Here is a 24,467-nt window from a genome sequence, read left to right on the forward strand (position 1 = left end):
GATCGGCAGGCAGGTTAAGCACATCAATGAGCGGCCGACGGGATGGCGGCGAGGAACCCGGCCACGGTGTCTTGGATCGGCGTGGTGGCGCGACCGATCAGCCGGCCGAGGGCGCCGCCATCGTCGAACAGCGCTCCGCGGGCGATACCCGCATCGGTGTCGGCGAGGATTTCGGCGAATGTCTGCGGCAGGCCGCCCGCCCGCGCCGCATCGCACAGGGCGTCGGGCGCGATGTCGCGATAGGGGATCGACTCGCCTGTCAGGCGGGACAGGATGGCGGCGAGCTCGGCAAGGCTGAAGGCGGTGTCGCCGGCGAGTTCGTGAATGCGGCTGGTTTCCGTCCCCGAGACCAGTGCGGCGGCAGCGGCGGCGGCGTAATCCGCGCGGCCGGCGGACGAGATGCGGCCCTCTCCTGCTGCGCCGAACAGCACCTGCTGCCGCAGCGCCTCGGGCAGGCGCCAAGTGAAGACCTCGTTATACCAGCCATTGCGCAGCAGCACATGCGGCAGGCCGGAGGCACGGATCAGGGCCTCGGTGGCCCGATGCTCCTCGGCGAGGGCCAGCGGCGAGGTGTCGGCGCGCAGGATCGACGTATAGGCCAGCAGCTTCACGCCACGCGCCTTGGCCGCGTCGATGACGTGGCCGTGCTGGACGACACGCTGGCCGATCTCGTTGCCGGAGATCAGCAGCAGCCGGTCGATGCCGGAGAATGCCGCCGCGAGCGTGTCGGGCCGCGTGTAATCGGCGAGGCGAAGTTCGACGCCGCGCTCGCGCAGGCTGCGGGCCACCTCGCCCTCGGGGTCGCGCACGCCGGCGACGACGGAGCCGGGCGGGACGGTGTCGAGCAGGGTGTCGATGACCAGCCGGCCGAGCTGCCCGGTGGCGCCGGTGATGAAGAGTTTCGGTGCGGACATCGACATGGCTCCTGACGGTCTCGAACTGATACAAACGACCTAGGCGAGACCGCCATGACTGTGAAGGAGGCAGGAATTTGGGACAGGGTGAGGCGTCAGTAACCCATCGCTCGGTCTGTACGGCCATCGCGGCGGCAGGCGCACCGCCCCGGCAGGATCAATGTCCGGTGCGCGACGTGCTCGACCGGGTCGGGGACAAATGGTCCACCCTGCTGCTGTCGGTCCTGGCGACCCGGCCGCACCGGTTCAGCGCCTTGCTGCGCGCGGTGCCGGACATCTCGAAACGGATGCTGACCCAGACCCTGCGCGATCTCGAACGCGACGGGCTGGTCGAGCGGGAGGTATTTCCCACCAAGCCGCCGGCCGTCGAATATCGCCTCACCGCGCTGGGAGCGACGATCCTCGAACCGCTGGGCGGGCTGATGGCATGGGCGGATCGCTCCCACGCGGCGATCCGGGCCGCGCGGGCGAGGTTCGACGCCTTGTCAGGTCTCTAGCCGGGAGAGATCTCCGCCGCCGCCAGACGCCTGGCCTCGTCTGCGGCACGGAACAGGGCGCGGGCCTTCTGGCGGGTCTCTTCGTATTCGGCGGCCGGGTCGCTGTCGGCGACCACCCCTGCCCCGGCCTGGACATGCATCATGCCGTCCTTGAGCAGGGCCATGCGCAGGCCGATGCAGGTGTCCATCGAGCCGTCGGCGGAGAAATACCCCACGCAGCCCGCATAGGTCGCGCGACGTGTGGGCTCCAGCTCGTCGATGATCTCCATCGCGCGGATCTTCGGAGCTCCCGTCAGCGTGCCGGCGGGAAAACCGGCCGCGAGCGCGGTCAGCGCATCCACATCGGGCCGCACCCGGCCGACCACGGTGGAGGAGAGATGCATCACATGGCTGTAGCGCTCGACGGTGAAGCTCTCGGCCACGCGTACCGAGCCGGTGGTCGTCACCCGGCCGACATCGTTGCGGCCGAGATCGACCAGCATCAGGTGTTCGGCGCGCTCCTTGGGATCGGCGAGCAGTTCGGCCTCGAGCGCCGCATCGGCCTCGGGCGTGGCACCGCGTGGGCGGGTGCCGGCCAGCGGGCGCACCATCACCTCGCCGTCGCGCAGCCGCACCAGCACCTCGGGGGAACTGCCGGCCAGCGCAAAGCCGTCGAGCAGGAACAGGAACAGGAACGGGGCCGGGTTGACCCGGCGCAGGGCGCGGTAGAAGGCCAGTGGCGACAGCTCGAACGGGGCGGTGAAGCGCTGCGAGGGCACGATCTGGAACGCATCGCCGGCGGCGATGTAGCTTTTCGCACGCAGCACCGCGGCGATGAAACCCTCGCGGGTGAAGGTCGAGCTGGGTTCGCCCGATACGCCCCGTGCTACGGGCTGCGGAACCGGCCGCGGCAGGGGCGCCTCGAGTGCGGCGCGCGCGGTCTCGATCAGTGAACGCGCGGCGTCGTGCAGCGCCTGCGCGCCCACGCCGCCCAGCACCGGATAGACCGGCGCGGTGAAGGTGAGCTCGTCGCGGACGTTGTCGAAGATCACGAACAGCGACGGACGCATCAGCACACCTTCCGGTACGCCGAGATCGTTGGGCGGCGCGGCAGGAAGATGCTCGAACTGGCGCACCATGTCGTAGCCGAGATAGCCGACCAGACCGGCCGCGATCGGCGGCAGGCCGGCGGGCAGCGGAAACTGCGAGGCCTCGATCAGGGCGGCGAGGCTGTCCAGCGGGCTGGTGACCTCCGGCATGAAGCCGGTGCGCCCCGAGGGGTCGCGGTCGATCATCGCGGCGCCGTCGCGGCACTGCCAGACCAGATCGGGCAGCAGGGCGATCACCGAATAGCGGCCGCGCGCGCTGCCGCCCTCGACGCTTTCGAGCAGGCAGGCCCGCGACGAGGCCTCCGCGAGCCGCCCCGCACCGCCGGGCGCGGTGAGCTTGAGGAAGGCGGCGACCGGGGTGATGAGGTCGGCCGGCAGCGTGGTCCACAGCACGGCTGGGTGGCCGGCTTCGATGGTGTCGATGAAGGCGGCGCGCTGCGCGGCGGCACCGGCCTCGGCGTGAAGGGGTGCGCTCACGGCTGCCCCGCCGCGGAATCGACCAGCTTCTGGTTGATCGAGATCTTCGCCCGCCCCCGCAGCCAGGCGACATAGGACGCGCCGACATCCTCGCCCATCAGGCGGGTCAGCGCATCGCGCGTTTGCCCGTAGAGCAGGCGGTCGGACTGCGGATCGCCCTGCTGCGCGCCGGTGATGGTGGCGACGACGAAGGCATGCCCGTCCTCGACCATGGTGGACTGACCGACCGGGATGTCGAACGCGATCCGCGCCAGCGGGGCCGGCACGCCGGCCGGCGGCACGTTGCGACCGATCGGCGGGCTCTGTTGCACGCTGAGCCCGGTCATGCCCGAATCGTTGATCGCCTGGGCGATGCCCGGACGATGACCATCGGTGCCCTGCGCGCGGGCGAACAGCGCCGCGGCCTGGGTGTTGGCCAGCCGACGCGCCTCCGCCTCACGCCAGCTCGCCAGCACCGCGTCATGCGCCTGTTCGAAGCTGCGTGCCGCCGCCGGGGTGATGGATTCCACACTGAGCGCGAAATACCCGTCATTGCCGACCTGTTCGAGGCTCGGCGGGGCACCCGGCTTGGTTGCGAAGGCCTTGGTGATGATCGCCTGGCGCAGGCTGTCAGGGCCAGGCAGCGGGGCCGGCTCGCCCTCCGGCGTGTTGCCCTGTGCATCGAGCGAGCCGAGCAGCGGGGCGGCGCCGATCTCGGTCGGGATCGCATCGAGCCCGCCGCCGGCGATCGCGTCCTGGAGTTTGGTGGCGCGGGCCGACAGGTCGGAGCCGGCGCGCGCTTTCGCGATCTCGGCCGAGAGATCGGCCTTGGCCTGGTCGAAGGTGGTGGTCTGCGGGGCAACCACGCGGCTCACCTTGAGCACCGCCCAGCCGCCGGCCGTCTGCACCGGGCCGGTGACGGTGTTCGGGCTGGCGGCGAACACGGCGTGGCCGATTTCGGGCGAGGGGAACTCGCTTTCCGGCGCCTCGCTCAGCGAAACCGGGGCCGCAGCGTCGCCGGCCTGTTTCTGGATGTCGGCGAACGAGGCACCCGCCTTCCACGCGGCGGCGAGGCTGGCCATCTTCGCCTGGTCCTGGCCGATCAGGATATCGACCGTGCGCCGCGCGGGCAGGATGTAGCGCGACGAGAGCATGTCATAGGCGCGGTGGATGTCGGCATCGGGGATGGTCATGCCGCGCGCGATGGTGTCGGGGGTCAGCACCACCGCCTGGATGCGGCGGTATTCGGGGCTGCGGAACTGGTCGGCGTGGTTGTCGTACCAGCGCTTCAGCGTCGCCTCGTCGGGTGCCGCGATTGAGGCGGGTGTGGGAAAGGCGATGGTCACGAACGACGCGGTACGGGTGGCACTGGCGTAGGCGAAGGCGTTGTCGATCAACGGCTTCGGCGCCATCACCCCCGCCTGCAGCGCACCGACCAGCGCCTGCGCGGTGAGGTCCTCGCGCATCAGCGACAGCAGCACCGGCTCCGTCATGCCGATCTGGGCGAGTTTCTGATTGAACACCGTGCGGTCGAACTGGCCGTTCGCGCCTTGGAAGGCGGGGATCGCGAAGATCGCATCGCGCAGCGCGCTGTCAGGCACGCGCAGCCCCTTGGCGCGCGCCGCCTGGGTGACCACGGCCTGGCTGACGAGCTGCTCGGCCGCCTGCCGGGCCGCGAGCTGCCGGGTCGGCGCATCGAGGCTGGACGGGTCGGTATTGCGCTGCCGGGCGAGCTGGCCAAGCTGCTGGCGGTAGGCGCGATCGAAATCGGCGACCGGAATCGTGGTGCCGTCCACCCTGGCGACACCGCCACCCGCTGGCGTGAAGATGTTGGTGAGCATGTCGCCGATGCCCCAGCCCGCGAACGCCAGGATGAACAGGATGGCGATGACCCGTCCGACCCAGGTGTCGACGATCGTGCGGCGGAGCGTGGCGAGCATGGAGTTCCAACGGATGGGGGCTGGGCAGGCGAAGGCGCGCACCTTAGAGATGTGCACGGCGGACGGCCAGAGGGCGCCGCCGACACGTTCCGAACCGTCGTTCCATGGGGCAAGAGACCGCGCGCATGACCAAGCTGATCGTCGGCAACTGGAAGATGAACGGCCGCACCGAGGCCGCAGCCTCGCTGGCCCACGCGCTGGTCGCCGGGGCGGACGGGCTGGAGGCGAAGCTGGTGGTCTGCCCGCCGGCGACCCAGCTCGCCGCGGTTGGCGCGATCGTCGCCGGCAGCCCCGTCGGCCTCGGCGGCCAGGATTGCGCGGCCGAAGCCGAAGGGGCGCATACCGGTGACATCGCCGCCGTCATGCTGACCGATCTCGGCGCATCTCACGTCATTCTCGGCCATTCCGAGCGCCGCACCGATCGCGGCGAGACCGACGCCATCGTGCACGCCAAGACGGATGCCGCGATCGCCGCGGGGCTGATCCCGATCGTCTGCGTCGGCGAGACGCTGGCCGAGCGCGAGGCCAATCGCGACGAGGAGGTGATCGACGCCCAGCTCGCCGCCTCGCTGCCCGACGGCTTCGCCGCTGCGGGTGGCGTCATCGCCTACGAGCCGGTCTGGGCGATCGGTACCGGCAAGGCCGCCACCGAGCAGGATGTCGCGACCATTCATGCCATGATCCGCCGCGCTCTGGTCGAGCGCTACGGCGATGCGGGGGCGAAGATTGCCATCCTCTATGGTGGTTCGGTAAAAGCCGCCAACGCCGCGAGCCTGCTCGCGGTGGCGGAGGTCGGCGGCGCCCTGGTGGGCGGCGCCAGCCTCAAGGCCGAAGAGTTCCTCTCCATCGCCCGCGCCGCCCGCTGATCGGGCGCCGGTTTCGCAAGATTGTCTGATCGTCGATGAACACCGTCCTGCTGGTCTGCCACCTTCTCGTCACCCTCGCCCTGATCGGCGTGGTGCTGATCCAGCGCAGCGAAGGCGGCGGCCTGGGAATCGGCACGTCGCAGGGCATGGGCAGCTTCATGTCCGGCCGCGGCACCGCCAACCTGCTGACCCGAAGCACCTCGGTGCTGGCGACGCTGTTCTTCGCGCTGTCGCTGACCCTCGCGCTGATGAACCGTGGCACGGCGGGCGCTGGTGGCCACGATATTCTCGCCAGCCCGCCGCCGTCCGCGCCCGTGCAGACCGCGCCCGCCCCGCCGGCCAATCAGGCGCCTGCCGTTCCGACCCACTGAGCCCGGGCGCGTCGCTCACGCAGAAGATCGAGGGCCATGACCGCCCAGGAGGCGGTGATGGGTGCGACGGCTGCCGAGGGGCGGAGTGGAAAGAGCTTGCCCTGTCCGGGAAGCCATCCGGCCTGTCCGGCGATGACAAGAACCGGGATCAGCGCACAGGCGAGACCGACACCGCAAGACCGCGCGCTGCGCCGCACAGGGCGCACGAGCCGGTCCGACAGCCACAGCGCGACAAGTCCGATGACGATGATGATGAGCGCGAGCGCGAAGATCTGCGCCTGCGGGCCGAGCCCGGACAGACCGGCCACACTGTCGAATTCGTCGTGCAGGAGCGCCGGCAGCGGCAGGGCCGCAAGCCATCTGCGGTCGCCGCGGGCGAACTCGAGACAAGCGACCTCGCACAGCGAGAACCAGACATGCAGCGGGGCGATGAGGGCGCGCAGCAGGACCGCCCAGGCGTACAGGCCCGGGCTCGCGTTGCCTGAGACATGTTCGGCGACCTCGCACAGGCCGAATGTGGCGGCGATCGCCACCAGCCCGTTCAGCCGCCGCGCCGGCGGCATGCGCCTGCGGAAATCGCGGCCGAACACGATCAGCCAGGCGAGCAGCTTCGCACCTTCCTCCCGAAAACCCAGCGCCCAGGGGGCGAGGTGCATCGGCAGGCGCTGAGTCGCCCGGTAGGTCGCGCCGACGGCGATCACGGCACAGAACCCTGCAAGCCCCGATAACAGCAGGTCGACGGCACCGGGCCGCACACCGAAGCGCAGGCTCGACCAGGTCAGGATCGCCGCTCCGACCGCTATCAGGAACAGCAGGGTCACGCAGATCCTCTCCAGGGCGCCTGCGACAGGCGCGCGGCGAGGTGGTCGATGACGGCGCCGACCCGGGCCGGGCGCTGGCCGGGCGGGGTGACGATCCACAGGGCGGCGTCGGGGAGCTGCCAGCCGGTCATCACCTCGACCAGACGGCCGGCCTGCAGATCGTCCCAGATCATGAATTCCGGCGCGATGGACAGGGCGAGGCCGTCGCGCAGGGCGGGCAGCGCGACCTCCGCATTGTTGGTGCGCAGCGGGCCGGACAGCGCGACCGACTCGCTTTCGCCGTCGGCGTTGACGAAGCGCATGCGCTCGGCGGCGGGGCGGTTGGCGTAGCCGACCACGCGATGGGCGGCGAGATCGGCCGGGCGCGCGGGTGCGCCGAAGCGTTCGAGATAGGCCGGCGCGCCGACCAGCGGGCGGCGCACGGCGCACAGACGCCTGGCGCGCAGCGAGGAATCGGCCAGCACGCCGATGCGCAGCGCAAGATCGAAGCCGCCGCCGAGCAGGTCGACCACCGCGTCGTCGAGATGGATGTCGAGGCTGATTTCTGGGAAGGCCTTCATCAGCCCGGGCAGCAGCGGGGCGAGATGGGCGACGCCGAACGAGACCGGCGCGGTGAGCCTGACCAGACCGCGCGGCACGGCGGCCTGATCCAGGGCCGCGGCCTCGGCCTGCTCGGCGGTCTCGAGCAGGCGTGCGGCATCTGCGGCGGCCTGGCGGCCGGCATCGGTCAAAGTAAGGCGATGCGCGGTGCGGTGCAGCAGGCGGGTGCCGAGGCGGGTCTCGAGCCGGGTGACGAGCTTCGACACCGTCCCCTTCGACAGCGACAGCGCCTCGGCGGCACGGGCGAAACCGCCAGTCTCCACCACCTTGGCGAACACAACCCAGGCTTCGAGGTCGGGCAGTCGGCTCATTGCGATCGCGTCCCCGGGGTCCCTATGCTTCGTGTCAAAAACGACAACCTGATCTTTCCGAGGTTTCCATTTACCCGATAACAGGCCGGGACGACATTGCCGCTCATCACCGATCGCGGATCAAGGGAGAGTGTCGATGACCAAGGTACTAGTGCTTTATTACTCGAGCTACGGCCACATCGAGACGATGGCCGAGGCGGTCGCCGAAGGCGCGCGTGCGGCCGGGGCGAGCGTGGACGTCAAGCGGGTGCCGGAGCTGGTGCCCGAGGAAGTGGCGAAGGCGGGTCATTTCAAGCTCGATCAGCCTGCGCCGATCGCGACCGTCGCCGAATTGGCGGCGTATGACGCGATCGTCGTCGGCACCGGCACGCGGTTCGGGCGGCTGTCGTCACAGATGGCGAATTTCTGGGACCAGACCGGGGGTCTGTGGGCGAAGGGCGCGCTGATCGGCAAGGTCGGGGCGGCATTCACCTCGACGGCGAGCCAACATGGCGGCCAGGAGACGACGCTGTATTCGATCCTGAGCAATCTGCTGCATCACGGCATGGTCATCACCGGCCTGCCCTATTCGTTCCAGGGGCAGCTCCAGCTCGATGAGGTGACCGGTGGTTCGCCCTATGGCGCGACCACGATCTCGGCCGGGGACGGCTCGCGCCAGCCTTCGGCGAACGAGCTGGATGGCGCGCGCTTTCTCGGCCGGCATGTGGCGGAACTGGCTGGCAAGCTGACCGCCTGACGTTAGGCTGGGCGGCATGACGCATCGTGCCGCCCTCGCCTGTCTCTGCCTTGCCTCTGTGGGTGCCTCCCCTGCCTCCGGGCAGGATGCGGCGGCGATCGAGCGTGCCTACCAGACACTGCACGCGGCCCGGTTCGTCGACCTGACGCACACCTTCGCACCGGGCATCCCGCACTGGAAGGAGATGCCCGACGAGACCGTCTCGCGAAAATTCACCATCGTGAAAGACGGTTTCAACATCGACGTCTTCACCCATGCCGGGCAATGGGGCACGCATGTCGATCCGCCGGCGCATTTCCACGCCGGGATGACGACGGTGGACCGCATCGATCCACGGCAGTTCCTGGCTCGCCTGGTGGTGCTCGACATTCATGCCCGGGTGGCGACGAACCCCGATACCGTCGTCAGCATGGACGATGTGCGCGACTGGGAGCGGCGGCACGGACCGATCCCCGAGGGGGCGTTCGTGGCATTGCGCACCGACTGGTCGAAGCGCTGGCCGAGCCAGGCGGCGCTGCAGAATGTCGATGCGCATGGGGTGGCGCATTATCCGGGCTGGAGCGCGCCGGTGCTGCATTACCTCTACGAGCAGCGCCACATCACCGCGTCCGGACACGAGACCACCGACACCGATCCGGGCTCGGCGACCACGCATGACGATTACGCGCTGGAGAGCTACGTCCTCGGCACCGGGCATTTCCAGATCGAGCTGCTGACCCATCTCGACCAGGTGCCGGAAGCCGGTGCGCTGGTGATGGTGAGCTTCCCCAAGCCGAAGGACGGATCGGGCTTTCCCGCGCGGGTCGTGGCGATCACGCCGCAGTAAACGCTTTCGTTGCGCGAGCGTTGGGAGCGGATCAGTGCAGCCCGTTGCGGAACGATCATGAAATTCTTCTCCAGAGCCACCAGTGCCGCCGTCGAACCGCTGGAGGCGGTGGTGTCCGCCGGCCGCCGGGCCGGGTTTCATGACTGGGCGCGCGGGGTGCTGGCCGCCGCCTTCATCATCGCGGCGATCTACACGCTGGGCCGGTTTCGCGAGGCGGTGGCGTGGGGGGTGATCCTGGCGATCGTGTTCTGGCCCTGGGCGGGCTGGCTGCGCCGGCACCTGGGCGGGCGGCATGTGGAAACCGTCGGACCGTTGCTGATCGTGGCGGGGCTGGCGGCAGTCTTCCTGGTGCCGCTGGTGGCGATCGGCACCGAAGCGGCGAAGGAAGCGCATTCGGCCATGGACTGGGTCAACAGCGCGCGGTCCGATGGCGTGCCGCCGCCGGCGATCCTCGGCAAACTGCCGTTCGGTTCGAGCCAGGCGGTGCACTGGTGGAGCGAGAACCTCTCCGACCCCGCCGGCGAGCAGCGGCTGATGCATCGCCTGCAGCCGGAGCGTGCGCTCCATCTGGCCCAGTCGCTGGGTCATGAGATGGCCAACGGCACCGTGCTCGCGGCCTTCTCGCTGCTGGTGCTGTTCTTCCTGCTGCGCGCCGGGCCGGAGCTCGAGGACCGCGCGAAGGTGCTGTCGGACCGGCTGTTCGGCGCCACCGGCGAGACGGTGATGACGCATATCGTCGGCTCCGTGCGCGGCTCGATGGCCGGGCTGGTGCTGGTCGGGCTGGGCGAGGGTCTGGTGATCGGGATCAGCTACGTGATCGCCGGCGCGCCGCAGCCGCTGCTGCTGGGACTGCTGACGGCGATCGCCTCGATGATCCCGATGCTGGGCGGAATTGCGGTGGCAATCGCGGCCGTGGTGCTGCTGGCGGTCGGCAAGACAGTGGGGGCGATCGCGGTGGCGGTGTGGGGCATGTTGGTGTTGTTCCTGGCCGACCATTTCATCCGCCCGGTGCTGATCGGCGGCTCGACCAAGCTGCCGTTCGTGTGGGTCCTGCTGGGCATTCTGGGCGGCCTGGAGACCTGGGGGCTGATCGGGCTGTTCGTCGGGCCGGCGGTGATGGCGGTGGTGCATCTGCTGTGGCGCATGGGGTCGAGCCGGGGGATGGACAAGGCCGCCGCCGGGCAGGGCTGATCCGCCGCCCGACTCGCGCGACGGGGGTTCCGGTGCCGGGGCCGGTGCGATATACGGGACGCCCATGACGCGGTTCGTATTCATCACCGGCGGCGTGGTCTCCTCGCTTGGCAAAGGCATCGCAGCGGCAGCACTGGCCGCCCTGCTGCAGGCACGCGGCTATCGCGTGCGACTACGCAAGCTCGACCCCTATCTCAACGTCGATCCGGGCACGATGAGCCCGTATCAGCACGGCGAGGTGTTCGTTACCGATGACGGGGCCGAGACCGATCTCGATCTCGGCCATTACGAGCGCTTCACCGGCGTGCATGCGACGAAGCGCGACAACGCCACCACAGGCCGCATCTATTCCGAGGTGATCGCCAAGGAGCGTCGCGGCGACTATCTCGGCGCGACGGTGCAGGTGATCCCGCACATCACCGACGCGATCAAGGATGTGGTACTCGCCGACACCGCCGATCTGGATTTCGCGCTGATCGAGGTCGGCGGCACGGTCGGCGACATCGAGAGCCTGCCTTTCCTCGAGGCGATCCGTCAGCTCGGCAACGAGCTCGGTCCGGAGCGCACGATGTTCGTGCATCTCACCCTGGTGCCGTTCATCGCCTCGGCCGGCGAGCTCAAGACCAAGCCGACGCAGCATTCGGTCAAGGAGCTGCAGAATGCCGGCATCCAGCCGCAGATGCTGCTGTGCCGCTGCGACCGGCCGATCCCCGACAACGAGCGCGCCAAGATCGCCTCGTTCTGCAACGTGCGCCGCGAGGCGGTGGTCCCTGCGCTGGATTCGGATTCGATCTACGCCGTGCCGCTCGCCTATCACGACGCCGGCATGGACACCGAGGTGCTGCGCCATTTCGGCCTGCCGACCGACACCGCCCCCGATCTGACCGCCTGGCAGCGCGTGGTCGACGGCATCCGCAAGCCCGAGGGCGAGGTGCGCATCGCGGTGGTCGGCAAGTACACCTCGCTGCTCGACAGCTACAAGTCGCTCAACGAGGCGCTGATCCATGGCGGCATCGCCAACAAGGTGAAGGTGCGTGTCGACTGGGTGGACAGCCAGATCTTCGAGCGTCCCGGCACGATCGACCAGCTCGACGGCGTGCACGGCATCCTCGTGCCCGGCGCGTTCGGCGAACGCGGCGCCGAGGGCAAGATCGAGGCGGTGCGCTTCGCACGCGAGCATCGCATCCCGTTTCTGGGCATCTGCTTCGGCATGCAGATGGCGGTGGTGGAATGCGCGCGCAATCTCGCCGGCATCGAGGATGCATCGTCCACCGAACTCGGGCCGACCAAGGCCCCTGTGGTGGGTCTGCTGACGGAATGGGCACGCGGCAACGATATCGAGCGCCGGCGTGCGGGCGGCGATCTCGGCGGCACCATGCGGCTGGGCGCCTACCCGGCCGTCCTCGCCGAAGGCTCACGCATCCGCGACGCCTATCGCGGCGCGGACCGCATCACCGAGCGTCATCGGCATCGCTACGAGGTCAACATCCATTACCGTGACCGGATCGAGGGCGCGGGGCTGAAATTCGCCGGTCTGTCGCCCGATGGGGTGTTGCCGGAGACCGTCGAATATCCCGAGCATCCGTTCTTCATCGGCGTGCAGTATCACCCCGAGCTGCGCAGCAAGCCGTTCGATCCGCATCCGCTGTTCGCGAGCTTCATCGAGGCGTCGATGCGACAGGCGCGGCTGGTATAGTCGTTCTTTTCTGAGGAAAAGAACCAAAGGACTTCTGTCCGTTTTCGGGTGAATGGCGCCGGACAAGGCCCTGCAAGAGAGAAAGAGCCCATGTCTGCCGTCAAGATTCGCGATCTGACGATCGCCAACCACCTGCCCTTCGTGTTGATCGCCGGCCCCTGCCAGATCGAGAGCGCCGCACACGCTTTCGAGATGGCGGATGCGCTGGCCGGGCTGTCGCGCGCGACGGGTGTGGGCGTGATCTACAAAAGCAGCTTCGACAAGGCCAACCGCACCTCGGGCCGTGCGGCACGCGGCATCGGCATCAGCAAGGGCCTCGAGATTCTCGCGCAGGTCCGCGAGCGTACCGGCCTGCCGGTGCTGACCGACGTGCATGACGCCGCCCAGTGCGCGCCGACCGCGCAGGCGGTGGATGTCTTGCAGATCCCGGCCTTCCTGTGCCGGCAGACCGACCTGCTGATCGCCGCCGGCGAGACCGGGGCGGCGATCAACGTCAAGAAGGGGCAGTTCCTGGCACCCTGGGACATGGCCAACGTCGCGGCCAAGATCGCCGATACCGGCAACGAGCGCGTGCTGCTGTGCGAGCGCGGCGCGAGCTTCGGCTACAACACGCTGGTGTCCGACCTGCGCGCACTCCCGATCATGGCGCGCAGCGGCTACCCGGTGGTGTTCGATGCCACCCATTCGGTGCAGCAGCCCGGCGGACAGGGCAGCAGCTCGGGCGGCCAGCGCGAGTTCGCGCCCGTCCTCGCCCGCGCGGCTCTTGCCGTGGGCGTGGCGGCGGTGTTCATCGAGACGCACGAGAACCCCGACGCAGCACCTTCGGACGGCCCGAACATGATCCCGTTGCACGAGATGGAAGCTCTGGTGACGCGGCTGAAGGCCTTCGATTCGCTGTCAAAAGCAGGCTAGACCATCCGCGACAGTGCCGCCGCGAGCAGACAGGCCTCAACGATGACGGTCAGCAACCACCGCATCGACATATAGCCGGGCGGCAGCGCGTTCCGACGCGTGGCATAGGCTTCCACCGCCCCGGTCATCGCAAACCCGACCATCAGCACCAGCAACCCGACAAAGGGCGGCATAAGAATGCCGATCAGCAGCGACGCCCATCCTGCCAGCGCCGGCAGTACGCCCAGCATCAGCCGCCACCGCGCGAGCCGTCGGCTCGCCTCGGTGCTGCGTGGACTCGCCAGCGCGATGCCCCAGTGCACCGCGCCGATGAAGCTCAGGGTGACGGCTCCGTAGCCAAGCAGCGCCAGGCACAGCTTGGGGACACGAACCTCGCTCGGGATTGCGACCAGAGCGGTCGACATCGCCACCACCGGCAGCGCACCGGCGAGGCCGAGCGCGTAGGCCAGCAGCGGCGTTCCACGTCGGAGCCAGGCCAGGGCCGACATGCCCCTGGCAAGCGACATGTTCGCCGTCGCCGATCGGTCTGGGGAAGCGGGATCGGACATTCGTGACAGCGACAGTCGCGGGTGATGCGGTCTGAAATGCTCGGACCGTGACGATGATGATAAGCGCGGCGGCAGCCCAATCGTTGCGTCACCAGGAGCCGGGGTGGCGAATTTCGCTCGCCCGCACCTTGCGATGCGCCGCCAGTCTGGCAGAAAGACGGGCGCGAACAGAACCGAAGGACATCGCCCCCATGAGCGTCATTGTCGATATCGTCGCCCGCGAAATCCTCGACAGCCGCGGCACGCCGACCGTGGAGGTCGATCTCGAGCTCGACAGCGGCGCGGTCGGCCGTGCGGCGGTGCCGTCCGGCGCCTCGACCGGCATCCACGAGGCCGTCGAACTGCGCGACGGCGACGGCGCGCGCTACAACGGCAAGGGCGTGCTCAAGGCGATCGAGTTCGTCAACACCGAGATCCTCGACGCGGTGCGCGGCCATGACGCCACCCAGCAGATCGCCCTCGACGACAAGCTGATCGCGCTCGACGGCACACCCAACAAGGGCCGTATCGGTGCGAATGCGATCCTCGCCGTGTCGCTGGCGGCCGCGAAGGCTGCCGCCGAGGAGGTGGGCCTGCCGCTCTACCGCTATGTGGGCGGCGTGTATGCGCGCACCCTGCCGGTACCGATGATGAACATCGTCAATGGCGGCAAGCATGCCGACAACCCGATCGACATCCAGGAATTCATGATCCAGCCGGTGGGTGCGGCCTCGGTGGCCGATGCGGTGCGAATCGGCTCGGAAATCTTCACAGCCCTCAAGAAGGGCCTCTCGGCGGCCGGCCACAACACCAATGTCGGTGACGAGGGCGGTTTCGCGCCGGGGCTGAAATCGGCCGACGAGGCACTCGGCTTCATCACCCGCGCCGTGGAGAAGGCCGGCTATCGGCCGGGCGAGGACGTCACCTTCGCGCTCGACTGCGCGGCCACCGAGTTCTTCAAGGACGGCGTCTACGATCTCGAGGGCGAGGGCAAGAAACTCAAGCCCTCGGAGATGGTGGCCTATCTCGCCGATCTCGCCGCCCGCTACCCGATCGTCTCGATCGAGGATGGCTGTTCGGAGGATGACTGGGAAGGTTGGGCGGAGCTTACCGCGACGCTGGGCAGCAAGCTGCAGCTCGTCGGCGACGATCTGTTCGTCACCAATGCCGAGCGCCTGGCGCGCGGCATCGAGGCGAAATGCGCCAATTCGGTGCTGGTGAAGGTCAACCAGATCGGCACGCTCACCGAGACGCTGGAGACGGTCGAGATGGCGCACCGCGCCGGCTACACCACGGTGATGAGCCACCGTTCCGGAGAGACCGAGGACGCGACGATCGCCGACCTCGCGGTGGCCTGCAACTGCGGCCAGATCAAGACCGGCTCGCTGTCGCGCTCGGATCGCACGGCGAAATACAACCAGCTCATCCGCATCGAGCAGCAGCTTGGCCGCGCGGGTCGCTATGCCGGCCGCTCGATCCTCAGGCGCGGCTGACCCGTCTCGGCATCCGGTCGCTGTTGCAGCCGCGCAACAGCGACCGGGCAAATCCGACAAGGACAGCCATGCCAGCCGTTCGTTAACCCACCGTTTCATGAAAATGTCGTAAGTGCAGGATGTTGCGGCGAGGAGTGGGACGGCTGTGTCGATCACGCGATATATCAAGCGCAAGGTCCGCGCCGCTGTCCCGCCGGCGATCTTCCTCGCCCTGGTCGGTTATTTCGGCTGGAACGCGTTCCAGGGTGCACATGGCCTGCGCAGCTACGAGGGCCGGTTACAGATGCTGGCCCAGGCACAGGCCGCACAGACGGACTCGCTTGCACTGGAAGCCGCCTGGCGCCGCCGCGTCGCCGGCCTGCGCGACAACGGACTGGACGCCGACACGCTGGACGAGCGCGCCCGTGCGATGCTCAACCTCGCCGAGCCGAACGAGATCGTGATCCCCTACGGCCGCGACAAGCTCTACTAGGCGCAAGGCGCCTGGAACGGCCATCTGGCGCGCGTTTGCTGTGCTCCGGTGCTCACGGCCATCAAGGCCGCTCCGCGCCGGTGCTCGCAAGCCTCACGCCATCTGACCCTTCCAGACGCCTTACGCTCCGTCGCGGAGGGAGCTGTTGATCCTCTCAGGGTCTCAGAAATCGACTTCCAGCGAGGCCAGCACGGTCGCGGGGGCAGCGAGATAGGCGGTGTCGGCGCCGGGGCTGCCGACGATGCTGCCATCGGCGATCGAAGAGTAATAATGCTTGTCGAACACGTTCATCGCGCCCAGGCGGGCGATGAGCGGGTGATTCGCCACATGCGTCGCGTAGCGGGCACCGAGGTCCAGCGTGGCATAGGCCGGGGCGAAAGAGTTGTTGGTGTCGGTGGCGGCGCGGTCGCTCTCGTAATGCACGGTCGCGGTCAATGCGAGGCCGCGCAGCATGGCAGGGTGCCAGTCGAGCGTGACGTCGCTCTTCCATTGCGGCACGCCGACGATCAGCTTGCCCGAAGTGGCCGGGTTGCCTGAATTCCGCAGCCGGGCATCGATATAGGTGACGCCACCGAGCACGCTTAGTGAACTCAGCACTTCGCCCTGCGCGAACATTTCCGCGCCCTGATCACGCTGCTCGCCGACCACCTGGAAGATCCCACTCGCCGGCGTGGTGGCATAGGGACGGGTCATCCGGAACAGATCGGCCGTCAGCAACAGCCGCGACAGCGGGGCGTATTTGACCCCGGCCTGGACCATCTCGTCGTGATAGGGGGCGAGGAAAGCGCTGGCATTGCGGGCATTGGAGGGCGCCTGGTCGCTCTGCTCGACGCTGCTGGCGTAGGTGACATAGGCCGTGACCTTCGCCGTCGGCGTCCAGATGCCGCTCACCGTCGGGCTGAACGCGCCATCGGTGCTGAAGCGCGAGGTGGTCGCGTCCTTCGCATTGAAGCTCTGTGAACGCAGGAAGCTCTCGCTGAACACGGCCTGGATCGCCCAGTGCGGATCGATATGCAGCGTGTCGCCCTCGATGACCGATTGCTGGCGCAACTGGCCAGCGAGATACTGTCCGCCGGTCGGCGGCCGCGCGACGGCGGGAAAGATCACCGGGTCGGCGAGACTGGAGCGGCCGAGCGTCACCGCGATCGAGTTGCGGTAGTTGTACTGGTCGTTGATGAAGCCACTGGTCGCCAGCGTGAGGTCGTTGCGGAGGCCGAAGAGCCGCACATGGCCGTTGAGCGAGGCCTCGTTGCTGCCGACGGTGAAATGCGGCACGGCGGTGAAGTTCTTCGTCACCGTCATGTCGCCGCGATCGTCGGTCAGCGTGTTGGTGATGCCGTAGAGGTTGCGCTGCGCGTCCTGATACAGACCGCCCATCTCGAAGCGCCAGTCCGGCCCGAAATCATGGATCAGCTTGAGCAGGCCGGTGTCGGTGACCAGGTTGGTCCCTGCCCCGGGCTGGCCGAGTCCGCGCCGGGTCGGGTCTGGCGCGGGCGGCAGGACGGTGGAGTGGTTGGTGGCACTGGTGGACGAGCCGTCATAGACGATGCTGCCGGGCAGGCCGTAGCCGCTGTCCTCGTAATGGCTGCCGTTGATCTGGATCACCGTCGCGGGATCGAGATGGATGTCGAGCGCGCCGCTGCCCAGCGTGCGGTTGGCAGTGCTGCCGCGCACGTAACTCTCGCCCTCGCCATGCACGACATCGAGCCTGTAGCCGAGCCAGCCGATGCGGCCGCCGAGATCGGCTTCCGAGGTGAACAGCCCGTTGCCGGCATAGCTGCCGACGAGCCGGGCAAGACGCGTCTCGGTCGGCCGCTTGAGGATGTAGTTGAACACGCCGGCCGGGGTCTCGGGCCCGTACAGCGCGCCGCCGACGCCGTTGAGCACTTGCACGCTCTCGAGATTCTCGACCGGCACGGCCGTGGTGCCGATGATGTTGAGCCCGTCGAGCCGCGTGTTCTGGGCGATGGTGCCCTGGAAGCCGAGCGATTGCGGGCGCGACACCTCCAGTCCCTGCTGGTCGCGCACCTGCACCGAGGGAAGTTCGCGCAGCGCGTCGTTGAGGGTGCGTATCTGCTTGTTGATCAGCAGGTCCTGCGGAATGACGGTCACCGACATCGGTGTGGTCAGGATCGGCATCGGGCCGAGCGGCCCCATCGCGGCAGTCGCCGTGTGGAGTTGCGCCTGTGCGGCATAGGGCTGTTGGCCGCGCACGACGATGTGCTCCGTGGCGCCGGATGCGGACGGTTTGCGGGTCCCGTCATCGGCCCGGATCTCGGTGGTGATGCCGGTGGTGGCGAGCAGAAGCGCGGCCACGCGGTATCCGAACGTGAGCGCCATGATCTGTTGTTCCGCATCATTGCCACCCGGCGCTTGCCGGGCGTGGCTCAGTGTCGCGATAGTGGCGGCGAAGCGCAATGGGACAGGCACGCAATGGACCGGACCATCATCACCGACCATAACGGCGTGCACACCGAGGTGCATTATCATACCAGCGGGCCCGTCGACTGGGCGACCCGGTGGCATCAGATGCACGCGCCCGCTTTTGCCGACTGGGTGCTGGCAGCGCTGCTCGTGATGTGGGCGGCGCTGTATGTCCTGCCGTCCCTGGTGGCACGCCTCCGCGGTGTGCATGCGTTTGGCGCGGTGGTGCTGGTCAATCTGCTGCTGGGCTGGACCATGCTGGGCTGGGTCGTCGCTCTGACCATGGCGCTGGTGATGGAGCGGCGTGCCGATTACGAGATGCGGGTCATGGCCTACAGGGCCTGGGCTGACGGGCAGACGGCGATCGAGCGACGGGCATGAAAAAACCCCGCCCGGCACGGGCCGGGCGGGGTCTGGATCACGCGAGGGGCACCGATCTTACTTGATCTTGGCTTCGCGGAACGCGACGTGCTTGCGCGCGACGGGATCATACTTCCGCATCTCGAGCTTTCCGGTCTGGGCACGCGCGTTCTTCTTGGTGACATAGAAATAGCCGGTGTCGGCGCTCGACACGAGCTTGATCTGGATGGTGTTGGTCTTCGCCATGGCTCTTGCCTCGCGCTGTTCGGCCCGTTCAGCCTGCGCCGTGGGCCCAGCGCGCCTTAAGGGTGTTGGATATACAGGGCGCGGAACATGCTCATCCAGACTGCCCGCGTCAAGCAGAACCTGCCACAAGACCGTTCATGACCAGTGCCGATACCCCTCCGTCCGCCTTAAAGCCTCCTTCGTCGATGATCAGCGTGGAGGAGGCACGGACCCGAATCCTTGCCCCCCTCGTGCCGGTCGGCACCGAAACCGTGGCCCTGGGCGAAGCCTGGGGGCGGGTGCTGGCGCGTGAGGTGGTGGCCCGGCTCGACAACCCGCCCGCCGACGTCTCGGCGATGGACGGCTACGCGGTACGCTCGGCCGACACGCGGGCCGGCACAGCGCTGCGGTTGATCGGGTCGGCGCCGGCCGGACATCCGTTCGGTGGCGAGGTCGGGCGCGGCGAATGCGTGCGCATCTTCACCGGCGCCGTGGTGCCGAACGGGGCGGATTCGATCCTGATCCAGGAAGACGCGACCCGTGAGGGCGAGGCGGTGATCGCCAGTTGCGAAGCTCCGACGGGGCGCCATATCCGCCGCCGCGGACAGGATTTCGACCGTGCCAGCGTGCTGCTCGCCCCGGGGCGTCGTCTGGGCGCACGCGACATCGGTGTCGCCGCGGCCGCCAACCATCCGTTCCTGACCGTGCGGCGCCGGCCTCGCATCGCGCTGCTGGCCACCGGCGACGAGATCGCGCTGCCTGGCGAACCGATCGGCCCGGGCGGCATCGTCAGTTCCAATTCGCTGATGCTGGCGGCCTTGATCCGCGCCGCAGGCGGGGAGCCGGTGCTACTGCCGCTGGCGACGGACGACAACGACGCCATCGGCGCGACTGCGCGCGCGGCGGCGGGAATGGACATGCTGCTCACCATCGGCGGCGCTTCCGTGGGCGAGCACGATCTGGTGCGCACGGCCCTCGCCGCGGAGGGGCTGACACTGGACTTCTGGAAGATCGCCATGCGGCCGGGCAAGCCGCTGATGCACGGACGCCTCGGCAGCGGCCAGCCGGTGCTGGGCCTGCCCGGCAATCCGGTTTCGGCCATGGTGTGCAGCGTGCTGTTCCTGCTGCCGGCGCTGGCGCGTCTGTCGGGCACCGGGGATGAGGGACCGACACCGGTCGAGGCAGTGCTGGAAGAGGGCGTGGGGGCCAACGACCATCGCGCCGATCATCTGCGCGCGCGGCTGTCGGTCGGGCGGGACGGAACGCTGCTGGTGCGCGCGTTTCCACGTCAGGATTCGGCCATGCTGCGACGGCTGGCGGAGGCGGAGGCACTGATCCTGCGTCCGCCGGGCGCGGCCGCCCTGCCCGCCGGCGCGACGGTGCAGATCCTCCGCCTTGATGGCTACGGGCTGTAGCGCCCCGCCCGGATGGCGGCGAATCGCTTGACGCACGGATGGGAACCGAAATAGAACATCGATCAGGTTGCCGGTTTGTTCCTTGACGCTGCCGGTGTCAGGAGAGCCGTCGGCGTGTCGCCAGAGGATCTCGATGCTCACCCGCAAGCAGCACGAATTGCTGATGTTCATCGACCGGCATCTGCGGGAGACCGGGTTCTCGCCGAGTTTCGACGAGATGAAGGACGCGCTGAACCTGCGCTCGAAATCCGGCATCCATCGGCTGATTTCCGCTCTCGAGGAGCGCGGGTTCCTCAGCCGTCGCCACCATCGGGCGCGCGCGCTCGAGGTGGTGCGCATGCCGGACTACGACACCCCCAGGCCGCGCGCCTCGGTGCTGCCGACGATGACCGAGTTGCGCGAGCGCGGGCTGGGCGCGAGCTACGACCCCTTGCCCGGCACGCAACGGCCGGCGGACATCACACCGGCACCGGTGCGACTGCCCGAGCCCGCCCTGGAAGCGGCGAGTTTCACGCCCAACGTCATCCGCGGCGATTTCTCCTCGCGGCTGCCCGGCGTGCGCGTCGCCGAACAGGCGAGCGCGATCGCGGTGCCGCTCTATGGCCGCATCGCCGCCGGTCAGCCGATCGAGGCGCTGCGCGACAGCGGCAGCCAGATCGAGGTGCCGATCGCGCTGCTCGGCAATGGCGAGCACTATGCCCTGGAGGTGGCCGGCGATTCGATGATCGAGGCCGGCATCCTCGATGGCGACACCGTGCTGATCCGCAAGGAGGAAGCTTCCGAGAATGGCCAGATCGTCGTCGCCCTGATCGACGACAGCGAGGTCACGCTCAAGCGTTTGCGCCGTCGGGGGGCAGCGATCGCGCTGGAACCGGCCAATCCGAACTACGAGATCCGCGTCATCCCGGCCGACCGTGTGCGTGTGCAGGGGCGTCTGGTCGGGCTGCTGCGCCGCTACTGAACCGGCTCAGGGCGTAAATCCCCACTCGGCCACCGCGTTCGCGTCCACCCGGTCGAGCCGGGGGATCTCGGCCAGTACCCGCACCCGCCCCCACGTCTCGATCGCGCGCCGGTTGGCGACGTCCGGCGGCCCGCTGAGCACCACCCCCGCGACGGCGATCCCCCGCCTGCGCAGCGCCTCGAGGCTGAGCAGGGTGTGGTTGATGGTCCCCAGCGTGGAGCGCGCGACCAGCACCACGGGCAGGCCGAAACGCTCGATCAGGTCGATCATCAGCGTCTGCCCGTCGATCGGCACCATCAGCCCGCCCGCCCCTTCCACCACCAGGGGACCGTCGCCCGGCGGCAGGCGCAGGGCGGCAGGATCGAGCGTGATGCCTTCGGCACGGGCTGCATCCTGAGGTGAAAGCGGGGCGGCGAGCGCAATCACCGGCGGATGCACGGCAACGCCGGCCAGTTCGGCCACGGTGGGCGTATCGCCAGCCTCGTCGGCGAGCCCGGTCTGGATCGGCTTGAAATAGCTTGCCCCCAGCGCGCGGGCGAGAATGGCGGAGACCAGGGTCTTGCCGATGCCGGTATCGGTACCGGTGACGAACACGCCCGGCCGCGGCGGCCGGCGCCACAGCCCGGTGCCGATCCTGTAGCCCACATCGCCGCCCGTGGCGGCGTCGAGACGGCGCATCGCCGCGCGCAGCCGCGCAGGATCGGGGCGGGCATTGCCGATCGCCGCGCCGATGCCGCGCAGGTCGCGCAGGAAGGCGCGCGCGCCTTCATGGGCGACGGCGATGTCGGCCGCCTCCCACACCCCGCCGGGTCCGGGCCATTCGGCCTGCAGCGTGCCGGTTTCCGGCCAGTCGGGAAGGCCGGCACCCCACGCGGCGCGCCAGTCGGCGAGGCTGCCGTCGAGCAGCGTGGTCAGCGCGATGCGTCCGCCCGGGGCGAGACGTGCGGCGAGTGCCGCCAGCGTGGCGGCGCGGTCGGGCAGCCATTGCCACACCAGGGAGCCACAGACGAGGTCGAACCGGCCGTCGAGGGCGGCGATCGCGCGGGGATCGGCAGCGTCGAGACGGCGGCGGTCGAACGCGCCCGGCAGCGTGCGCAGCCGCGTGCCGATGCGCTCCAGCATGGCGGGCGCGAGATCGGTGACGGTCCAGTGGACCGACACGCCGAGCCCGGCCAGACGCGGCGCGAGGGCTTCGGTGAGCAGCCCGGTGCCGGCGCCGATCTCGAGGATGCGGAGTGTGGCGGGCCTTGGCGCAGCGGCGCGATACAGGCCGGTGATGCGTTCGGCGAGACGACGCGCCACCACGCGCTGCAATCCGGCATGGCGGTCATAGTCGGCGGCGACGGCACCGAAGCTGGCGGCGATGCGCGCGGTCACAGCCCGGCCCCCAGGGCGAGAATCGCATCGGCGCACAGGCGGGGCGCGGTCAGCGGCAGCAGATGGCCACCCGGGATCTGGCGCAGCGCGTCGCCGAAGCAGGCGAAGGCATGCGCCCGGGTGATCAGCGCGTCATCGACGCCCGCCAGGGCTGCTTTCGGCCCGGTGAACGACGCCCACTGCGCCCGCATGTCGGCATCGATCAGCAGGCACAGATCGTCAGCCAGCCGCTCGCCTGCGATTGTGGGGGGCGGCTCGGCAAGGCCGGCCGCACCCTCGCCCTGCCCGGCGCGGAACGTGGCAAGCACCTCCGCGGGCGCGGTCTCGAGGCGGGCCAGCATGCGCGTCGGCAGCCGGCCCGGGACGCCGGCGGGGAAATCGGGACCGGCACAAAATCTGGCAAAGCCGTTGATCGACAGCATCGCGCCGGGCGGATCGCGGGGCGCGTCGGCCAGCAGATGCAGCATCCCCATCGAATGTCCGACCGCGACGGTACCGGCGCGCGGCCCCTCGGGCCACGCCTCGGTCACCGACGCGCCGAAATAGCCGCGTTCGGCGCAGGCGACGATCGCCGACCCGGCCGGCAGGCAGGCGACCACCCCCTCCCAGAACGATGCATCGAACCCCCAGCCATGGAACAGCATCACCTTCATCAGGCCAGCACCTCGAGCAGGCGGTCGATATCTGCCTCGCCATGCACGCAGGAGAGCGCGAGGCGCAGACGGGCGGTGCCAGGCGGCACCGTAGGCGGACGGATGGCGACCGCCAGGATGCCGGCCGCCTCCAGCCTGGCCGCCAGCGCCAGCGCCCGGTCCGCCTCGCCCACCGCCAGCGGCACGATCTGGGTCGTGGACGCCCCCGTGTCATGGCCGAGTGCCGCCAGCCCGGCGCGCAGCCGGTCGGCGAGACCGGCGAGGTGGGCGCGTAAGGCATCGAGCCCGGGCAGGAGATCGAGCGCGGCATCGAGCGCGCCGAGCACCGGCGGCGGCAGGGCGGTGGTGTGGATCACCCCCGAGGCGCGGTTGAGCAGGAGGTCGCGCAGCCTGCGCGTGCCGGCGACATAGGCGCCGAACCCGCCCAGCGCCTTGCTCGCCGTGCCCATCACGATCTCGTCCGGCGCCGGTTCGCCGATCGTGCTGAGCCCGGCCCCGGCGGGGCCGAGCACGCCGGTCGCATGCGCCTCGTCGAGATAGAGGATGGCGCCGAACTCGGCGGCGATGGCGCGCAGTGCGGCCAGGTCGGCGCGGTCGCCATCCATCGAGAAGACGGTCTCGGTCAGGATCAGGCGCGCGCCCTTGCGGTCGGCACGGGCGGCGAGCAGCGTGCGCAGATGGTCGAGATCGTTGTGCCGGAAGCGGATTTCCCGCCAGCCGGCGGCACGGCAGCCCTGATGCAGCGAGGCGTGCACCAGCCGGTCAGTGAACACCAGCGTCTCCCCCGCGCCGTCGAGCAGGCTGGCCAGCGCAGGCAACACGGTGGCATTGGCCTGCCATCCGGAGGCGAACAGCAGTGCTGCCTGGCGCTGCTTCAGCGCGGCGATCCGCGCCTCGACCGCCTCGTGCGCCTCCAGCGTGCCGCTCACCAGCCGCGAGGCGCGCGCGCCGGTGCCGAAACGATGCGCCCAGGCGGCGGCCCGCTCGGCGAGCAGCGGATGACGGGCGAGACCGAGATAGTCGTTCGACGACAGGTCGAGCAGCAGCCGTCCGTCGCGACGCAGATGGCCGGGTGGGTCGAGCGGCTGCGGCGGGTCGAGCGGACCCACGCGGCGGCGCAGGCCGGAGGTCTCGAGACCGGCGAGACAGGCATCGATGGCACTGTCGAGGCGGATCGGAGACGGGCGGTTCGGGTTCGGGCAGGGGGAGATCGTCACGCGGCCCTTCCTGCCAAACCGGCCCGGCGGAGGCAACGCCGAGCCGCCCGGTCCGAGCCGGCGCGACACCCGACACCTTGTCGTTCACCTATGGCAGCCGGGGCGGGGATTTGCGACA

The 24,467-nt window shown here is 69.3% G+C and carries 24 protein-coding genes; 13 read left to right on the forward strand and 11 right to left on the reverse strand.

What is annotated here, in order from left to right:
• Positions 1–23 precede the first annotated feature (23 nt).
• Positions 24–914, reverse strand: a complete 891-nt coding sequence (locus FHR90_RS02720) for an SDR family oxidoreductase (RefSeq protein WP_218062108.1) — start codon at positions 912–914, stop codon at positions 24–26.
• Between the two features lie 167 nt (positions 915–1,081).
• On the opposite strand from FHR90_RS02720, the gene FHR90_RS02725 reads away from it, so the two are divergent.
• Positions 1,082–1,411 carry a winged helix-turn-helix transcriptional regulator gene (locus FHR90_RS02725; RefSeq protein ID WP_176625230.1) on the forward strand — a complete coding sequence of 110 codons (330 nt, stop codon included), beginning with the start codon at positions 1,082–1,084 and terminating at the stop codon, positions 1,409–1,411.
• Here FHR90_RS02725 and trpE read toward each other — a convergent pair.
• Positions 1,408–2,976 carry an anthranilate synthase component I gene (trpE, locus tag FHR90_RS02730; RefSeq protein ID WP_183274717.1) on the reverse strand — a complete coding sequence of 523 codons (1,569 nt, stop codon included), beginning with the start codon at positions 2,974–2,976 and terminating at the stop codon, positions 1,408–1,410. The genes FHR90_RS02725 and trpE overlap by 4 nt on opposite strands.
• The gene (locus FHR90_RS02735; protein WP_176625990.1) at positions 2,973–4,895 is read right to left on the reverse strand and encodes a peptidylprolyl isomerase; all 1,923 of its coding nucleotides are present in this window, start codon (positions 4,893–4,895) and stop codon (positions 2,973–2,975) included. Before FHR90_RS02735 ends, trpE begins: the two co-directional genes overlap by 4 nt.
• 125 nt (positions 4,896–5,020) lie before the next feature.
• Between FHR90_RS02735 and tpiA the strand changes: the two genes are divergently transcribed.
• On the forward strand, positions 5,021–5,761 hold the full coding sequence (tpiA, locus tag FHR90_RS02740; protein WP_183274718.1) for a triose-phosphate isomerase: 741 nt from the start codon (positions 5,021–5,023) through the stop codon (positions 5,759–5,761).
• A gap of 35 nt (positions 5,762–5,796) precedes the next feature.
• Positions 5,797–6,132, forward strand: coding sequence for a preprotein translocase subunit SecG (secG, locus tag FHR90_RS02745; protein ID WP_176626076.1), 336 nt, complete (start codon positions 5,797–5,799; stop codon positions 6,130–6,132).
• On the opposite strand, the gene FHR90_RS02750 is transcribed toward secG, so the two are convergent.
• Both FHR90_RS02750 and FHR90_RS02755 read right to left on the reverse strand, forming a co-directional pair.
• Positions 6,105–6,953, reverse strand: a complete 849-nt coding sequence (locus FHR90_RS02750) for a hypothetical protein (RefSeq protein ID WP_176626078.1) — start codon at positions 6,951–6,953, stop codon at positions 6,105–6,107. The two genes, secG and FHR90_RS02750, sit on opposite strands and share 28 nt — an antisense overlap.
• Positions 6,950–7,864: a LysR family transcriptional regulator gene (locus FHR90_RS02755; protein WP_183274719.1), complete on the reverse strand. Its 915-nt coding sequence runs from the start codon at positions 7,862–7,864 to the stop codon at positions 6,950–6,952. Before FHR90_RS02755 ends, FHR90_RS02750 begins: the two co-directional genes overlap by 4 nt.
• A 136-nt stretch (positions 7,865–8,000) precedes the next feature.
• Here FHR90_RS02755 and wrbA point away from each other — a divergent pair, with 136 nt between their 5' ends.
• From wrbA to kdsA, 5 genes are all read left to right on the forward strand, one after another.
• Positions 8,001–8,600: an NAD(P)H:quinone oxidoreductase gene (gene wrbA / locus FHR90_RS02760; protein WP_176622083.1), complete on the forward strand. Its 600-nt coding sequence runs from the start codon at positions 8,001–8,003 to the stop codon at positions 8,598–8,600.
• A 16-nt stretch (positions 8,601–8,616) separates the two neighbouring features.
• On the forward strand, positions 8,617–9,426 hold the full coding sequence (locus tag FHR90_RS02765) for a cyclase family protein (RefSeq protein ID WP_176622084.1): 810 nt from the start codon (positions 8,617–8,619) through the stop codon (positions 9,424–9,426).
• Positions 9,427–9,483: 57 nt separating this feature from the next.
• Entirely contained in the window at positions 9,484–10,617 is a 1,134-nt protein-coding gene (locus FHR90_RS02770; RefSeq protein ID WP_176622085.1) for an AI-2E family transporter, read from the forward strand.
• Positions 10,618–10,681: 64 nt separating this feature from the next.
• The gene (locus FHR90_RS02775) at positions 10,682–12,313 is read left to right on the forward strand and encodes a CTP synthase (RefSeq protein WP_176622086.1); all 1,632 of its coding nucleotides are present in this window, start codon (positions 10,682–10,684) and stop codon (positions 12,311–12,313) included.
• A gap of 90 nt (positions 12,314–12,403) precedes the next feature.
• The gene (gene kdsA, locus FHR90_RS02780) at positions 12,404–13,225 is read left to right on the forward strand and encodes a 3-deoxy-8-phosphooctulonate synthase (RefSeq protein WP_176622087.1); all 822 of its coding nucleotides are present in this window, start codon (positions 12,404–12,406) and stop codon (positions 13,223–13,225) included.
• Here the strand turns inward: kdsA and FHR90_RS02785 are convergent.
• Positions 13,222–13,731 (reverse strand): DUF3429 domain-containing protein, encoded by a 510-nt coding sequence (locus FHR90_RS02785; protein ID WP_176622088.1) that lies wholly within the window; start codon positions 13,729–13,731, stop codon positions 13,222–13,224. The two genes, kdsA and FHR90_RS02785, sit on opposite strands and share 4 nt — an antisense overlap.
• 233 nt (positions 13,732–13,964) lie before the next feature.
• Between FHR90_RS02785 and eno the strand changes: the two genes are divergently transcribed.
• Both eno and FHR90_RS02795 read left to right on the forward strand, forming a co-directional pair.
• Positions 13,965–15,245, forward strand: a complete 1,281-nt coding sequence (eno, locus tag FHR90_RS02790) for a phosphopyruvate hydratase (protein ID WP_176622089.1) — start codon at positions 13,965–13,967, stop codon at positions 15,243–15,245.
• Positions 15,246–15,390: 145 nt separating this feature from the next.
• Positions 15,391–15,717 carry a septum formation initiator family protein gene (locus tag FHR90_RS02795; RefSeq protein ID WP_176622090.1) on the forward strand — a complete coding sequence of 109 codons (327 nt, stop codon included), beginning with the start codon at positions 15,391–15,393 and terminating at the stop codon, positions 15,715–15,717.
• Between the two features lie 162 nt (positions 15,718–15,879).
• On the opposite strand, the gene FHR90_RS02800 is transcribed toward FHR90_RS02795, so the two are convergent.
• The gene (locus FHR90_RS02800) at positions 15,880–18,057 is read right to left on the reverse strand and encodes a TonB-dependent receptor (RefSeq protein WP_176622091.1); all 2,178 of its coding nucleotides are present in this window, start codon (positions 18,055–18,057) and stop codon (positions 15,880–15,882) included.
• A gap of 93 nt (positions 18,058–18,150) precedes the next feature.
• Here FHR90_RS02800 and FHR90_RS02805 point away from each other — a divergent pair, with 93 nt between their 5' ends.
• Positions 18,151–18,522 carry a superinfection immunity protein gene (locus FHR90_RS02805; protein ID WP_176622092.1) on the forward strand — a complete coding sequence of 124 codons (372 nt, stop codon included), beginning with the start codon at positions 18,151–18,153 and terminating at the stop codon, positions 18,520–18,522.
• Between the two features lie 57 nt (positions 18,523–18,579).
• Here FHR90_RS02805 and rpmG read toward each other — a convergent pair whose 3' ends face one another.
• Positions 18,580–18,747, reverse strand: coding sequence for a 50S ribosomal protein L33 (rpmG, locus tag FHR90_RS02810; protein WP_114728317.1), 168 nt, complete (start codon positions 18,745–18,747; stop codon positions 18,580–18,582).
• 185 nt (positions 18,748–18,932) lie between these two features.
• Here rpmG and FHR90_RS02815 point away from each other — a divergent pair, with 185 nt between their 5' ends.
• Complete coding sequence (locus FHR90_RS02815; protein WP_176622093.1) at positions 18,933–20,141, forward strand: molybdopterin molybdotransferase MoeA; 1,209 nt, start codon at positions 18,933–18,935, stop codon at positions 20,139–20,141.
• A 133-nt stretch (positions 20,142–20,274) separates the two neighbouring features.
• The gene (lexA, locus tag FHR90_RS02820) at positions 20,275–21,102 is read left to right on the forward strand and encodes a transcriptional repressor LexA (protein ID WP_176622094.1); all 828 of its coding nucleotides are present in this window, start codon (positions 20,275–20,277) and stop codon (positions 21,100–21,102) included.
• A gap of 6 nt (positions 21,103–21,108) precedes the next feature.
• Here the strand turns inward: lexA and bioD are convergent, their stop codons facing one another.
• The 3 genes from bioD to FHR90_RS02835 are packed head-to-tail and all read right to left on the reverse strand — an operon-like array spanning position 21,109 to position 24,349.
• Positions 21,109–22,479, reverse strand: a complete 1,371-nt coding sequence (bioD, locus tag FHR90_RS02825) for a dethiobiotin synthase (protein ID WP_183274720.1) — start codon at positions 22,477–22,479, stop codon at positions 21,109–21,111.
• The gene (locus FHR90_RS02830) at positions 22,476–23,132 is read right to left on the reverse strand and encodes an alpha/beta fold hydrolase (protein ID WP_183274721.1); all 657 of its coding nucleotides are present in this window, start codon (positions 23,130–23,132) and stop codon (positions 22,476–22,478) included. Before FHR90_RS02830 ends, bioD begins: the two co-directional genes overlap by 4 nt.
• On the reverse strand, positions 23,132–24,349 hold the full coding sequence (locus tag FHR90_RS02835) for an aminotransferase class I/II-fold pyridoxal phosphate-dependent enzyme (protein ID WP_408871420.1): 1,218 nt from the start codon (positions 24,347–24,349) through the stop codon (positions 23,132–23,134). The genes FHR90_RS02830 and FHR90_RS02835 overlap by 1 nt, the downstream gene beginning before the upstream one ends.
• Positions 24,350–24,467: the final 118 nt, after the last annotated feature.

It is taken from the genome of Endobacter medicaginis, from assembly GCF_014192375.1.
GTDB classification, from domain to species: Bacteria; Pseudomonadota; Alphaproteobacteria; order Acetobacterales; family Acetobacteraceae; genus Endobacter; species Endobacter medicaginis.